Annotated in this window: 13 protein-coding genes; 6 read left to right on the forward strand and 7 right to left on the reverse strand. The window is 69.6% G+C overall.

Annotated features, from left to right (window positions below; genetic code table 11):
- Window positions 1-235: 235 nt before the first annotated feature.
- The 5 genes from K6T84_RS07165 to K6T84_RS07185 all read right to left on the reverse strand — a co-directional run bounded on the left by K6T84_RS07165 (window position 236) and on the right by K6T84_RS07185 (window position 4,720).
- Window positions 236-1,282: an ABC transporter ATP-binding protein gene (locus tag K6T84_RS07165; protein WP_329786662.1), complete on the reverse strand. Its 1,047-nt coding sequence runs from the start codon at window positions 1,280-1,282 to the stop codon at window positions 236-238.
- Between the two features lie 96 nt (window positions 1,283-1,378).
- The gene (locus K6T84_RS07170) at window positions 1,379-2,899 is read right to left on the reverse strand and encodes a carotenoid oxygenase family protein (RefSeq protein WP_225401392.1); all 1,521 of its coding nucleotides are present in this window, start codon (window positions 2,897-2,899) and stop codon (window positions 1,379-1,381) included.
- Between the two features lie 101 nt (window positions 2,900-3,000).
- Window positions 3,001-3,387, reverse strand: coding sequence for a 50S ribosomal protein L7/L12 (gene rplL / locus K6T84_RS07175; RefSeq protein WP_224864475.1), 387 nt, complete (start codon window positions 3,385-3,387; stop codon window positions 3,001-3,003).
- A 39-nt stretch (window positions 3,388-3,426) separates the two neighbouring features.
- Window positions 3,427-4,053 (reverse strand): 50S ribosomal protein L10, encoded by a 627-nt coding sequence (gene rplJ, locus K6T84_RS07180; RefSeq protein WP_224864474.1) that lies wholly within the window; start codon window positions 4,051-4,053, stop codon window positions 3,427-3,429.
- A gap of 229 nt (window positions 4,054-4,282) precedes the next feature.
- Complete coding sequence (locus tag K6T84_RS07185) at window positions 4,283-4,720, reverse strand: anthrone oxygenase family protein (RefSeq protein WP_225401391.1); 438 nt, start codon at window positions 4,718-4,720, stop codon at window positions 4,283-4,285.
- A gap of 71 nt (window positions 4,721-4,791) precedes the next feature.
- Here K6T84_RS07185 and K6T84_RS07190 point away from each other — a divergent pair, with 71 nt between their 5' ends.
- From K6T84_RS07190 to K6T84_RS07200, 3 genes are read left to right on the forward strand one after another with little or no spacing between them, the layout of a single operon-like run.
- A complete protein-coding gene (locus K6T84_RS07190) occupies window positions 4,792-5,115 on the forward strand; it encodes a winged helix-turn-helix transcriptional regulator (RefSeq protein WP_224864472.1) in 324 nt (107 codons plus the stop codon).
- A gap of 43 nt (window positions 5,116-5,158) precedes the next feature.
- On the forward strand, window positions 5,159-5,389 hold the full coding sequence (locus K6T84_RS07195; protein ID WP_225401390.1) for a hypothetical protein: 231 nt from the start codon (window positions 5,159-5,161) through the stop codon (window positions 5,387-5,389).
- Window positions 5,379-5,696 (forward strand): type II toxin-antitoxin system PemK/MazF family toxin, encoded by a 318-nt coding sequence (locus tag K6T84_RS07200; RefSeq protein ID WP_224864470.1) that lies wholly within the window; start codon window positions 5,379-5,381, stop codon window positions 5,694-5,696. Before K6T84_RS07195 ends, K6T84_RS07200 begins: the two co-directional genes overlap by 11 nt.
- Window positions 5,697-5,703: 7 nt before the next feature.
- On the opposite strand, the gene K6T84_RS07205 is transcribed toward K6T84_RS07200, so the two are convergent.
- Both K6T84_RS07205 and K6T84_RS07210 read right to left on the reverse strand, forming a co-directional pair.
- A complete protein-coding gene (locus K6T84_RS07205; protein ID WP_225401389.1) occupies window positions 5,704-6,618 on the reverse strand; it encodes an ROK family protein in 915 nt (304 codons plus the stop codon).
- Complete coding sequence (locus K6T84_RS07210; RefSeq protein WP_225401388.1) at window positions 6,618-10,763, reverse strand: glycoside hydrolase family 38 N-terminal domain-containing protein; 4,146 nt, start codon at window positions 10,761-10,763, stop codon at window positions 6,618-6,620. Before K6T84_RS07210 ends, K6T84_RS07205 begins: the two co-directional genes overlap by 1 nt.
- 126 nt (window positions 10,764-10,889) lie before the next feature.
- Here K6T84_RS07210 and K6T84_RS07215 point away from each other — a divergent pair, with 126 nt between their 5' ends.
- The 3 genes from K6T84_RS07215 to K6T84_RS07225 are packed head-to-tail and all read left to right on the forward strand — an operon-like array spanning window position 10,890 to window position 14,058.
- Window positions 10,890-11,795 carry an alpha/beta fold hydrolase gene (locus K6T84_RS07215; protein ID WP_225401387.1) on the forward strand — a complete coding sequence of 302 codons (906 nt, stop codon included), beginning with the start codon at window positions 10,890-10,892 and terminating at the stop codon, window positions 11,793-11,795.
- Window positions 11,792-13,147, forward strand: a complete 1,356-nt coding sequence (locus K6T84_RS07220) for an ABC1 kinase family protein (RefSeq protein WP_225401386.1) — start codon at window positions 11,792-11,794, stop codon at window positions 13,145-13,147. The genes K6T84_RS07215 and K6T84_RS07220 overlap by 4 nt, the downstream gene beginning before the upstream one ends.
- A gap of 5 nt (window positions 13,148-13,152) precedes the next feature.
- Window positions 13,153-14,058 carry an alpha/beta fold hydrolase gene (locus K6T84_RS07225; protein WP_224864465.1) on the forward strand — a complete coding sequence of 302 codons (906 nt, stop codon included), beginning with the start codon at window positions 13,153-13,155 and terminating at the stop codon, window positions 14,056-14,058.
- The last annotated feature ends 5 nt before the right edge of the window (window positions 14,059-14,063 follow it).

The following is a 14,063-nucleotide window of genomic DNA, read 5'->3' on the forward strand; positions in this document are numbered from 1 at the left end:
CCTTGAACGAGACTCAAGGCTGGTACTGCGGTGTCGGGTGCGGGTAAGGGTGGGCAGGAGGAAGCCAGCGCAACGTCCAACAATAGCGCAGGCTCACGCATTCCTCAACACCGGCGTCCCGGGCCCCTATAGGCGCTGGCTGGCTTCTGCCGGAGCCCCGTGGGAACGTTGTTGACCAGATTGGACCGTTTAGGTCCGTCCGTCAAGAGCCGACACGGGACAGTCGGGCAAACAATCAGCTCTGCGCCGGGATAGACGCGGTGGGCGCCTCGTCGGTGGGGAAGTCGTGCACCGCGAACTTGTGGGTGCCCTCCAGTTCGTCACGGATGACGGCTTGGGCGTTGGGCGGAAGGGTGTGCAGGATCTCGCGCACCCGGGCCTGGCGACGCCCGACGGCCTTGCGCTCCGGCATCCCGGGGCTGGCGACGATCTGCGGCGGCACGCCCTCCACCTCGTCGACGCCGCCGTCGGCGTGGCCGGCGTCGATGGCGGCCTGCTCGGCGGCCGCGGTGGCCTGGTCCTTCTCCTCGGACATGCCGATGGGACCGATGCGACGGCCGTTGAGGAACTGCTTGACGGCCGGCTCCTCGCTGGTCAGCAGGACCTCACGCGGGCCGAACATGACCAGCTTCTTGCGGTAGAGCATGCCGATGTTGTCCGGCACGGTACGCACGACGTTGATGTTGTGCGTAACGATCAAGATGGTGGCGTCGATCTGGGCGTTGATGTCGATCAGCAGCTGGCTGAGGTAGGCGGTGCGGACCGGGTCCAGACCCGAGTCCGGCTCGTCGACCAGGATGATCTTCGGGTCCAGCACCAGGGCGCGGGCCAGGCCGGCGCGCTTGCGCATACCGCCGGAGATCTCGCCGGGGAACTTGTAGCCGTCGTTGGGCATACCGACCAGGTCGAGCTTCTCCATGACGATGTCACGGATTTCCTTCTCGGACTTCTTGGTGTGCTCGCGCAGCGGGAAGGCGGTGTTGTCGTAGATGTTCATCGAGCCGAACAGCGCGCCGTCCTGGAACAGCACACCGAACAGCGTGCGGATCTCGTAGAGCTCCTTGGCCGAACACTGCAGGATGTCGGTCCCGTCGATCACGATCGAACCGCGCTCCGGACGCAGCAGGCCGATCAGCGACTTCAGGAACACCGACTTGCCGGTACCAGACGGGCCCAGCATGACGCTGACTTCGCCCTCGGGGATCGTCAACGTGACGTCTTCCCAGATCCGGGCCGATCCGAAGGACTTGGTCAGCCCGCTTACCTCGATGGCGACACCCATTGGTGAAGGTCCTTCCGCAATGTCTCGTAATGCCACCTACCTGCGTGTGGCTTGGGCCACTGTAGCGCACCGATGCGACCCGTATCGGCGGTCTGCTCAGTCGACAGGTGTCCAGTTCCCGTGGAAGCCAACCGGTACCCGCTGCGGCAGGTGCACGGTCGCAACGGACTCGCAGGTCGCCGCGTCCAGGATGATCAGTTGACCCTCGTCGTCGCCGCGGTGGTGGCCCATTCCGATCAAGATTCCGTCGTCCTCGCCCGCACCACCGGGGCGCGGCACGAAGGACATCTCACCGAGCACCAGCGCCGGGTCGAGTCCGGCTGTCGTCGCCGACCCGGTCGCGTAGTCGTGCTTGTAGAGCACGGTCGACATCTCGTCCCCGGTGTCACCGATGAAGCCGCCGGTGATCCCGACGGTGTAGGCGTAGCGGTGCTGCGCGCCCAACAGTGCCTCGTTGATCCGGGGGAACTCCTGCGGCCGGTCGTCGCGGGCCTCGGTGCTGACCGCACCGGTGTCGAGGTTTATGGTCCAGCGGTCCAGGGTGGGCGGTGCGTCACCGGGGCCGCGGCGGTCCACGTCGAACACCTTCGCGTAGCGCACCACGTCGAGCACCAGCAGTTCCTGCCCGGTCGGCGAGACCTCGCAGTAGGCGTTGAGCGGGTGGAAGACGTAGCAGGGCTCGACGTCGAACCAGCGCACCTGCGCTTCCCCCGCCCGGACCCATCCCTGGGCCTCGTCCTCGCGGGACATCACCCCGATGCGCGCCGGGTAGCCGGGGTTCCACGAGTACGGCAGCCCGCCCGGCGGCCGGCTGTCGCGGTTGACCATCGCGGTGAGCGGGCTGGGCATCCGGACCCGCCCGACCAGGCCGCTGAGCACCATCCGGGCCGGCGCCTTGAGCCAGCGCGGCATGCTCACCGGCAGCACCTGCGCGGAGTCGAAGGTGACCGGCAGGTCGTAGACCACCACGTATTTATCGGTGAGTGAGAAGTCGTGCATCATCGGCGACCCGGTCACCTCGATGTCGACGGTGCGCCGGGCCCGCCCGGCGGTGTCGATCACCGAGTACTGCACGGTGTTGCCGCGGGCGAACGAGTACGACACCGCGTGCAGTTCGCCGGTGATGCGGTCACGGTGCGGGTGCGCGGTGTAACCGCCGGACAGCGTGCCGTCGAAGTCGCAGGTGCCCACCGTGTCGAGTTCCTCGGTGAGCTCGTAGTTGGCGACGCCGCCCTCCACCAGCGCGAGCGTCTTGCCGGCGTGACCGAGCACGTTGGTGTTGGGGCCGACGGACTGCATGCCGGCCCGCACGTCGATCCGGGCCGGGCGCGGCTCGCCGAGTGCGGCGCAGACCGCCGGGGTGCGTATCCAGCGGTTGCGATACCACTGGGCCTGTCCGCCGCTCAGCGCCACGCCGTGCACCATCGGATCGCCGGTGAACCAGTGGTAGGTGGCCGGATCGACCTCGGCCACCGGGTTGGGTCCGTTGCGCAGGTAGCGGCCGTCGAGATAGTCCGGAATCTGTCCGGTGACCTTCAGATCGGTGACGGTGAGCTCGACGGGCACCGGGCCCATCACGCCTTCCAGATACGGATTCGCGTCGCGCACCGCCGTCATCGCCCCACTCCTATAACGCTGTTATCCCCGGCGTCATGGGTACAGTACAGCGAAAACCCCCGGAACCACGCGGGTTCCGGGGGTTTTCGCTGTAGTGGAAACTACTTGACGGTGACCGTGGCGCCGGCGGCCTCGAGCTTGGCCTTGGCCTCCTCGGCGGCCTCCTTGGCGACCTTCTCCAGCAGCGGCTTGGGAGCGCCGTCCACCAGGTCCTTGGCCTCCTTGAGGCCCAGGCCGGAGACGACCTCGCGGACCACCTTGATGACGCCGATCTTCTTGTCGCCGGCCGACTCCAGGATCACGTCGAACTCGGACTGCTCCTCGCCGGCCTCGGCGGCTGCCGGGGCGGCACCGGCCGCGGCCACGGCGACCGGGGCCGCAGCGGTGACCTCGAAGGTCTCCTCGAACTGCTTGACGAACTCCGACAGCTCCAGGAGGGTCATCTCCTTGAAGACGTCCAACAGTTCTTCGGTGGAAAGCTTGGCCATGATTTCGGTCCTTTCTTGATTCCGGTTAGGAAGTTGGGGTTATTCGGTCTCGGCCGCAGCCTCGGCGGACTCCGCCGGTGCCTCGGTCTCGGTCGGTGCTTCGGTCTCGGCGGGAGCCTCAGGCGCTTCGGCCGGGGCCGCAGCCACCGCCTCCGCGGGCTTCTTCTCCTGCAGTGCCGCGGCAAGGCGCGCCATCTGCGAAGCCGGGGCGGCGAACAGGCCGGCGGCCTTGGCCATGTTGCCCTTCATCGCGCCGGCCAGCTTGGCCAGCAGCACCTCGCGCGACTCCAGGTCGGCGATGCGCTCCACCTCGGCGACGGTCAGCGCGTGACCGTCCATGTAGCCGCCCTTGATGACCAGCGCCTTGTGGTCCTTGGCGAACTTCTTGATGGCCTTGGCGGCGTCGACCGGCTCGCCCCGGACGAACGCGATCGCCGTCGGGCCGGCGAACAGCTCGTCGAGACCCTCCACGCCGGCCTCGGCCGCAGCGCGCTTGACCAGCGTGTTCTTCGCAACCGCGTAGGTGGCCGAGCCGGCGAGGGAGCGTCGCAACTCCGCCAGGTTGGCAACCGTCAGACCGCGGTACTCGGTGATCACGGTGGCGGTCGAGTCCTTGAACTGCTCGACGATCTCCGCGACGGCGCCGGCCTTGTCAGCCTTCGCCATGCATACCTCCTGGTGTCGATGTATCTGGTGCCCACCGGAGAACGAAAAACGCCCCGACGCAGGATGCGGTCGGGGCGTCACAATGTGTGCGGTGCCTCGTCCTCCTGCGTGGGCCGCCGGGATGTTCCCGGACCTTCAACCGATTGCTCGGTGACCGACGGTCTTCGGTGGATCGGGAGACACCATAGCGTGCCGGTCGCTCTCCGGGCAAAACCGGCCGTAATCCGAGTCAGCGAAGGACGCCGACCACCAGCAGCACGAAGGCCGCAGCCAGCAGCGCCACCCGCAGCCAGTGCAGCCGGTCCCACCGGGCCGCGAGTTCCCGCGACACGTCGTCGACGCTGCGCCACGCCATGATCCGTTTGTTGATCGGCACCAGCACCGCCACCGACAGCACGACGGCCCCCGCCAGCAGGCCCGCGCTGGCACCGATGAGCCCGCGCTGCGGGCCGGCGACGGCGACGGTCGCCACCAGCAGCGCCAGCGAGACCAGGTACCAGAACGGCATCACCCGGCCGAGCAGTCCGCCGCCGTCACTGCGGAAGGTCCGGAAGGCCTCGTCCGGCAGCCGCCCGACGACCGGGGCGACGAACGCCACCACCGAGAACTCCGAACCCACCAGGGTCCCCACCAGCACTATCGCAAGAATCTCCACTATCTGCGTCACAGCGGTCGACTATCCGGGATATGCTGCCAAAAAACAAGGTACTAACAATTTTGTCAGCTAAAGGAGGTGCGATGGCCGCGTCGAAGACCACGGTCAGCGACTGTCCGATCGACGCCGCGCTGGCGGTCATCAGCGGCCGCTGGAAGGGCACCATCCTGTGGCGCCTGGCCGACGGTCCGATGCGCACCGCCGAACTGCGGCGCAGCATCCCGGGCATCACCGAGCGAATGCTCATCCGTCACCTGCAGGAACTGGTCGCCGACGGCATCATCGACCGCCACGACGCCGGGACGGTGCCGCCGTGCGTGCACTACTCGGTCTCCGAGTACGGACGGACGCTGTCGCCGGTGCTGGCCGGCCTGTGCGACTGGGGCCGCAGCCACCTCGCCCGCTGAAAGCAAGGGGTACTGCACTGCGTTACGTATTACAATTCGTTGCATGTCTTCCCTTACGATCCGCACGGACTCCGAAGTGGAACGGGCACTGGAGGCACTGACCCGCGACGGCCGGTCCCGCTCGGAGGTCGCCCGGGCGGCCATCTTGGATGCCGAACGAGCGCAACGCCGGGCCATGCTGCGCGCCGAAGCCGAACAGCTGCGCGACGATCCCGAGGACGTCGCCGCCTCACGCGAGCTGGCCGTTGAGATGGAAGCCATCCGTGCGTGGTGATCTGTACCGGCTGAAAGCGCCCAGGGATGCCCGCGGCCACGAACCGGCCGGCGAGCGCTACGCCGTCGTGGTGCAGTCCGACGACCTGCCGCTGTCGACCTGGCTCGTCGCGCCCACCTCGACCGGGCGCCGCGGCACCTCATTCCGACCGGAGATCGAGATCGGCGGCACCAAGACCCGAGTGATGGTCGAACAGCTCAGCGTGATCGATCCACAAGTCCGCCTGGGTGACTTCGCCGGCCGCCTCACCGGTGCGGAAATGGCTGCCGTAGACACTGCGCTGCTGGCGGTGCTGGGCCTGGACTAGGGCCTGCTCAACCCAACCCGGCCAGCACGCCGGCGCCCACCAGGCCGGCCTGCCCGCCGAGTTCGGCGGGCACCACCTGCAGCCCGGCCAGAAAGTCCAGCCGCGCGTACTCGCGCAGCGCAGCCCGCAGCGGGTCGAACAGCAGCGCGCCGGAGTTGGCGACGCCCCCGCCGATCACCACCAGGTCCAGGTCGCACACCGCTGTCACCGATGCGATCATCGCGGCCAGTGCGCGGGTGCCGCGCGCAAAAGCCCTCAGCGCCACCGGATCGCCGGCTTCGGCGGCCTTGCCCAGCGCCCGCGCGTCGGCGTCGGGACCTTCCGGTGTCCACCCGTCGGCCAGCGCCCAGCGCACCATCGCCGGACCGGAGGCGATGGTCTCCACGCAGCCCCGGCCGCCGCAGCGGCAGGGCTGCCCGTCCGGGTCGACGACGACGTGCCCGACGTGCCCGGCGTTGCCGGTGCGGCCCGCAAACGGGGCGCCGTCGAGCACCAGTCCGCCGCCGACCCCGGTCGAGACCACCATGCCCAGCATCGAGGCGGTCCCCCGGCCGGCGCCGAACCGATGCTCGGCCAGGGCCATGCAGAGGCCGTCGCCGCCGAGTCGCACCGGCACCCCGGGCACCGCGGCGGCCACCCGGTCACGCAGGTCGAACCCGCGCCAGCCGGCGATGTTGACCGGGCTGACCGTGCCGGCTCGGGCGTCGATGGGGCCCGCCGAGCCGATTCCGACCGCGCGCACCGGGCTCTCGGCGTGGGCCTGCACGTCGTCGATCAGCTCGGCGACCACCGACCAGACCACTTCGGCGCCCTGATCGCCGCGGGTGGGCCGGGTGGTGGCATAGGACAGGGTCCCGTCGTCGGCGACCAGGCCGGCGGCGATCTTGGTGCCGCCGACGTCCAGAGCTAGCGTCTCGGCCATCAGTCGACTCCCACCGTCTCGGCCGCCCGCACCGCCATCGGCACCGCCGGCGAGTAGACCAGGGCGCCCGCTCCGCCGACGCGGACCAGGGCCCACCAGGTGCCCGGCGTGGCCCACGCCGGCGGGTTCAGCGTGAACTCCAGCTCGACGCTGCCGCGGGCCGGGACCACCGCACCCACTGCGGCCGGCTCGGCCCACTCCCAGGTACCCCACGGGCTGACCAGGTGTGCCTCCACGGCCAGGTCGGCGTAGGCGTCGGTGCCGACGGTGACGCGCAGCCGGCCGGACTGTCCGGCGGCCACCGCGACCTCGGACAGGCCATCGACGTAGAGCAGCCGGTCGCCGCTGGGATCACCGACGCGCACCACCGCCACATCTTCGACCGGTTGCCGCCACGACGCCGGGACGTCGCCGGTGACATCGCAGCGCACCCGGATCGGATACAGCCCCGGCGGGGCCTCGGCGGGGACCACGACGGTTGCGGCGGTGTGCGCGTACTCCCCCGGCCCCAGCCGCACCGGGTCCGACGTCGGGCTGTTCCAGCCCGGCGGGCACTGCCAGGTCAGCGCCGCCGACAGCGGGGCGTCGATGCAGTCGCTGGCCACGCTCAATTCCAGGTTCAGCTGCTCGCCGGGCTGTGCGTCGAGCCGATGCGGATGCAGTGCCGGGGTCACTGGGAGGCCACCCAGCGGCGCCGGGCCACGGTTGTGCAACCAGTATCGGGCGTAAAGCGGTTGGGCTGCTTCGGCTTCCGGCGCCAACGGACCCGCGGCGCCGGCGGGTTCGACGTCGAGGCGGGCGGTAAAGGTGGCGATCTCGTAGCCGTGCAACCGGTCGGGGTCGGGGTGTTCGCGGGGCTGTTCCAACAGATCGGCGCGGCCCAGCACGCTCACCGCGCCCAGATCACTGCTCAGCGTGACCGCGGCGTCGGCTCCGTGAGTCTCCACCAGCCGCAGCGTCCACGTCTTCGGGTCCACGGGTTGGGCGCTGCCGCGCGGCGTCGGGTTGCCCGCCGCTTTGAGCGCCCCGAGGCCCACTGCGCCGGACGGGTCCAGGCGCAGCAGTGAGCCGGTCGCCGGCAGCGGGCCGTCACCGCCGCCGGTCACCACGGCCTGCAGCGGGTCGGCGAATTCGACGCTGCGCGAAGGGATCTGAGCCTGGCGCCAGTCGCCGTCGCCGGCCACCAGGGCGTAGTCGAAGGTGTGCGTCCAGTGCTGCAGCTGAAATGCGCTGCCGTCGGGGGCTGTTCGGCGCGGGTTGTCTTCCCACGCGGCCGAGGGCCAGCCGGTGCAGGACCGCATCAGCGCGGTGTGCAGGGTGCCGGCGGTGTCGACGGCGAAGCTGGGAACCCCGCGGTTGATCAGCGCGACGGTGCGCGCCTCGAACGGCGCCATGTCCACCGGCGTCCGCTGCTCCACGGTGATCTCGGCGTCCGACAGATCTTCGGCCAGCCGGGCAATCTCGCGCTCAAGGTCGTCGCCGGCGATCACCAGCACACCCAGGGCGCGTTCGCCGCTGAGGTCGGCCCCGGGAACCCAGACCTGCGTCAGCGGCTTCTCCGCGGGCACCCACACCCGGGCCCGGCCCTGCGCGTCGAGTTGGCATTGCAGCTCGGTGGTGTAGGCCGGATCGGCGGCGGCCAGCACCGCGCGGGTGAAGGCGTTGCGCTGCGGGCCACCAAGGGCGATCCGGACATCGGGCAGGTTGGAGTCGACGGCCAGGTTGCCGTAGCGCGGCCCGTCGGCGTCCGAACAGGTGGCGGTGACGCCGGCGCGCACCAACGCGACCATCAACTCCCGCGCCGGCGAGCCGTCGGTGATCACCTCCGCAACCGAGATCGCCTGAGCTGCTTCACCGACGCGGATCCGCGCCGTGGCCGACAGCCCGAACCAACGGTTGGCCGACGTGTCGAGCGTCCACTCGTACCGCGCGGTGTCCACCGAGCGGCCGCTGGGCTCGTGCAGCATTCCGAAGCCGCGGCCGATCACGGCGTCGGCCACCTCGGCGACCGGCATGGCGCCGGGTATCGGGCACGGCCAGCGCAGCCGCAGCAGGTGATCGACGCCGGCGAACTCTTCGATGGTGGTGGAGCAGTCCACCCGGTCGACGCCGCGCCACAGCGTCAGGGTCTGAGTGTAGGACAACACTTTTCGGATCCGCCCGGACACCACCAGCCGCTCCCCCAGCGGCCCGCGGTAGGCCTGCACGCTCACGTCGCGGGCGACGGCGGAGGTGAACAGGTTGCCACTGGGCACCAGGTGCCACGGACCCTCGCCCGACTGCGGGTGTTTGGGGTATTCGTCGTACACGGCCAACTGGTTGCCCAGCCCACCGTCGATCAGCATCTCCCGACCGTCATGCCGCCACGACGTGATGCCGCCACCGCGGTCCGGATCTGCGGTCAGCTGATGACGTTCGTTGCTGATCACGTTGCCCGGCAACGGTTCCCATCCCGAAGCCACTGAGCCGGGAAGAAGCCGGTAGGACTGCCACCCCAACGACGGCACGTCACGGGCCAGCCAGCTGACCGACCGCCCGTCGTGTTCGACGTGGGCGGGCAGCTCAACACCGTCGGCATCGAGTACCCGGACCCCGGCCGCCAACGGCGTCTGAAGCCGCGCAGTCACCACGTCGGTACGCGAGGAAGTCACCGGATTCCACACCACGGCAACGGAATCGGCGTCAGACCCCACCAGCCCCGACAGCACCGCCAGCGCATTGTCGCGCGCCTGGGTGCCCAGCTGCCAGGCGTCGCGCCAGCCGGTCAGCAGATCCAGGTACACTTGGTCGGCCTCGGAGCCGGTGATGGCGTCGTGGTGGGCGCCGTAACACAGCTGTGCCCACGCCTTGGCCAGTGCCGCCTCCGGGTAGCCGGCCCCGGTCAGCGCCGCGGCGAACACCGCGAAGCGTTCGGCGGCCAGGGTCGCCTGCTCGCCGGCCCGGTTGGCCTGCTTGGTGTCGATGTAGGAGACGTGACAGCCGGTGTAGATCGGGTTCATGTCACGGGTCTGCGGGGACGCTTCCCGCCCGTCCAGTTCGGCGCGCACCGCGGCGAAGAACTCGCTGGGCAGGCCGCAGACGAACCGCGGCCAGGTGTAGCGGGCGTTCCAATCGCGGTGGATCGCCACCACCCAGCGGTTGGGCGGGGTGAAGTCGGTACCCACCGGCAGCATCACGTTGCGGGTGGCGGCGATCTTCTTCATGTCGACGAACAACCGGTAGACGTCGTCTTCGGCGCCGGCCAACGATTCCTGGGCGTCCATCCACCAGCCGGCCGCGTAATGCGCGGGCATGTAGTGGGTCAGCAGGCCTCGCCCGGACGGTGAGATCCACTCGAACTCGGATGCGAACTGCATCCGGAGCGGATCGCCGCCGCCGGCCATCGGCCCCCACTGGTGAAACGGCCCCCGGGCCCACGCACTGGAGGACAGGCCGGCGTCGGCGACCATCCCGGGGAACTGTGGATCGTGACCGAACACGTCGAGCTGCCATGCCGTCGCCGGCGAAGCACCCATGATGTCGCGTTGAAATCCCATGCCCGCCAAGAGGTTCCGGATCGTCGTCTCGGCGTCAGTGAGGTTGGTCGAGGGTTCGTTGTAGGTGCCGCCCATCACCTCGATGCGGCCTTGGGCCATCAGCGCCCGCAGTTCGGCGCGGTCGCCGGGGTGGGTGTCCCAGTACGGCTTGAGGTAGTCGACCTCGGCCATCACGAACTTGTACTCGGGGTGCTCGCGAGCCCAGTCCAGGTGGGCGCGCACCAGGTTGATGCCGTTGGTCTGCCGGCAGGCGCCGAGCGGGTTCTCGGTCCACACGCTGGTGTAGTTGGACTGGGTGTTCCACCACACCGGGTCGTAGTGGAAGTGGCCGACCATGAACATCGTCCAGCCGGGTTCGGCCACAGTGAACTCGAATGCGGTGCCACCGGCCCGCGCGGCCCGCCGCTGGCCCGGCACCGGGTTCTCGACGGTCACCGGCACCTCGACCACGCCGCTTCCCGCCGCCACGGCCTGCCCGGCCAGGCCGTCACCGTCCACCCGCACCGCCGTGCCCGCGGCGGCGTCGCGGTATTCGACCCGGACCAGTTGCAGGGGCGCGTCGGTGGGCCCGACGAATTTCTCGGTCGATTCGGCGGAGATCACCTGCATCCGACCAACCTACGGAGCCGACCGTCCTGCGCGGAGCCTTTCGGGCTGGCAGGCTCGGGGCATGCCCGCCCTGGCCGCACCGGTGACCGATGAACGTGACGCGCTGCGTGGATTCCTGGCGGCCTAGTGCGCAGCAGAACCGGGCACGCCGACGCCGGTGGCGTGCGGATCTTCTACGAGGACCTGGGCAACCCCGACGACCCGGCCGTCGTACTGCTCGCCGGGCTGGCGGCGCAGCTGCCGACGTGGCCGGACGGATTCTGCGCGCTGCTGGTCGACGCCGGCTACCGCGTCATCCGGTTCGACCATCGCGACACCGGGCTGTCGACCAAGCTGGACGGCGCGCAGGCCCGGGGCTCACCGGCACGGCGCGCCTGGCGCTACCTCCTGGGCCGCACCAGCGCCGTCCCCTACACCCTGCTCGACATGGCCGACGACGTGCTGGCGCTGCTCGATCGGCTCGGCATCGCCCGGGCACATCTGGTCGGCGTGTCGATGGGCGGCATGATCGCCCAGATCCTGGCCGCCACCGCGGGAGACCGGGTGACCTCGCTGGGCGTGCTGATGTCGACGACCGGCAGGCGGATCTTCACCACCCCACCGGCCTGGCGGCTGATCCGGCTGGCGCTGCAGAGACCGCGGGACAGCCTGGCGTTCGAGGTGCGCCACCTGGCCGTCCTCAACGGGCCGGTGTTCGCACCGCCGGAGGCCGAATTACGCGCCCGGGTAGTAGCACTGCGAGAACGCTGCAACTACCCGGAAGGACGACGCCGCCACGTCGACGCCATCCTCGGCACCGGCAGCCTGCTCAAGTACTCGCGCGCGATCAGCGCACCGACAGTGGTGCTGCACGGCTCGGCTGACCCGATGCTGCGGCCGGCCCACGGCCGCGCGGTGGCCGACGCGGTCCCGGGTGCGCGGTTCGTGCTGATCGAGGGCATGGGCCACGATCTGCCGGCCGCGGTGTGGCAGCCGGTCGCCGGGGCGCTGACCGAGAACTTCCGCCGCCGGTTTGGCAGACTGCAGCCATGAGTTCGACCCCACCCCGGCAGGTGGCCCGACTGGACCGGGTGCCGTTGCCGGTCGAAGCGGCTCGCATCGGTGCCACCGGCTGGCAGATCACCCGCGCGGTCACCCGGGTCTTCACCCGCCTGCTCGGGCCGGGCCCGATCCAGCAGAAGGTGATCCGCGAGCTGCCCCAGACCTTCGCCGACCTGGGCCCCACCTACGTCAAGTTCGGCCAGATCATCGCCTCGAGCCCCGGCGCGTTCGGCGAACAGCTGTCCCGGGAGTTCCGTGGTCTGCTCGACGCGGTGCCACCGGCCGACCAAGACGAAGTGCACAAGCTGTTCATCGAGGAGCTCGGCTCCGAGCCGCAGGAGCTGTTCGCGTCATTCGATGAGACCCCGATCGCGTCGGCGTCCATCGCCCAGGTGCACTTCGCCACCCTGCGTACCGGCGAAGAGGTCGTCGTCAAGATCCAGCGGCCCGGCATCCGCCGCCGCGTCGCCGCCGACCTGCAGATCCTCAAACGGTTCGCGCAGCTGATCGAGTTGGCCCAGCTGGGCCGACGGCTGAGCGCCCAAGACGTCGTCGCCGACTTCTCCGACAACCTCGCCGAGGAACTCGACTTCCGCATCGAGGCGCAGTCCATGCAGACCTGGGTGTCGCACCTGCACGCCTCCCCGCTTGGCAAGAACATCAAGGTGCCCGACGTGCACTGGGACTTCACCAGCGAGCGGGTGCTCACCATGGAGCGGGTGTCGGGCGTCCGCATCGACGACGTCAAAGCGATCCGCAAGGCCGGCTTCGACGGCGTCGAGCTGGTGAAAGCGTTGCTGTTCTCCACCTTCGAGGGCGGGCTGCGGCACGGGCTGTTCCACGGCGACCTGCACGCCGGCAACCTGCTGGTCGATGAAGAAGGACGTGTCGTTTTTCTCGACTTCGGGATCGTGGGCCGCATCGACCCGCGCACACGCTGGCTGCTGCGGGAGCTGGTGTATGCGCTGCTGGTCAAAAAGGACCACGCCGCCGCCGGCAAGATCGTGGTGCTGATGGGCGCGGTCGGCACCATGAAGCCCGAGGCGCAGGCCGCCAAGGACTTGGAGAAGTTCGCCACCCCGCTGACCATGAAATCACTGGGCGACATGTCCTATGCCGAGATCGGCAAGCAGCTCGGCGCGCTGGCCGACGCCTACGACGTGAAACTGCCCCGCGAGCTGGTGCTGATCGGCAAGCAGTTCCTGTATGTGGAGCGCTACATGAAGCTGCTGGCACCGCGCTGGCAGATGATGTCGGACCCGCAGCTCACCGGCTACTTCGCCAACTTCATGGTCGACGTCAGCCGCGAACACAAAGACACCAACGAAGAGTCGGGAGCCTAGAGCCGATGGACGTGCGCAGCGGCACCGCCCGCTCGGGGGACCTGGAGATCTATTACGAGGACATGGGCAGCCCCGACGATCCGGCCGTCCTGCTGGTGATGGGCCTGGGCGCCCAGCTGCTGCTGTGGCGCACCGGATTCTGCGAGAAGCTGGTCGCCCAGGGGCTGCGGGTCATCCGCTACGACAACCGGGACGTCGGGCTGTCGACCAAGCTGGGCCGCAAACACGCCCGCGGCGCGCTGATCCCGCGGATGGCCCGGTTCTGGCTGGGCAAGCCCAGCTCGGCGGTGTACACCCTGGAGGACATGGCCGACGACGCCGCCGCGCTGCTGGATCACCTGGGCATCGCCAAGGCGCACGTGGTGGGCGCCTCGATGGGCGGGATGATCGCGCAGGTCTTCGCCGCGCGGTTCGCCGAGCGCACCGAGACGCTGGCGGTGATCTTCTCCAGCAACAACCGCCGGTTCCTGCCGCCGCCGGCGCCGCGGGCGTTGCTGGCGTTGCTCACCGGGCCGTCGCCGGACTCCCCCCGCGAGGTGATCATCGACAATGCGGTGCGGGCCAGCCGGATCATCGGCAGCCCGGCCTACCCCATCCCGGAGGCCCAGCTGCGGGCCAACATCGCCGAGGCCTACGAGCGCAGTTACTACCCGTGGGGCATCGCCCGGCAGTTCGGCGCCATCCTGGCCAGCGGCAGCCTGGCTGCCTATGACGCTCTTATCACCGCGCCAACGGTGGTCATCCACGGGCTGGCCGACAAGTTGATGCGGCCGTCGGGTGGGCGTGCCGTCGCCGACGCCATCGACCGCGCCCGATTGGTGCTGTTCGAGGGCATGGGTCATGACCTGCCCGAGGAATTGTGGGACCCGGTGATCGGCGAACTGACCACGACGTTTGCTGTGAGCCGCTAGCAGGT

Source organism: Mycobacterium zoologicum (assembly GCF_020181635.2).
Taxonomy (GTDB): Bacteria; Actinomycetota; Actinomycetes; order Mycobacteriales; family Mycobacteriaceae; genus Mycobacterium; species Mycobacterium zoologicum.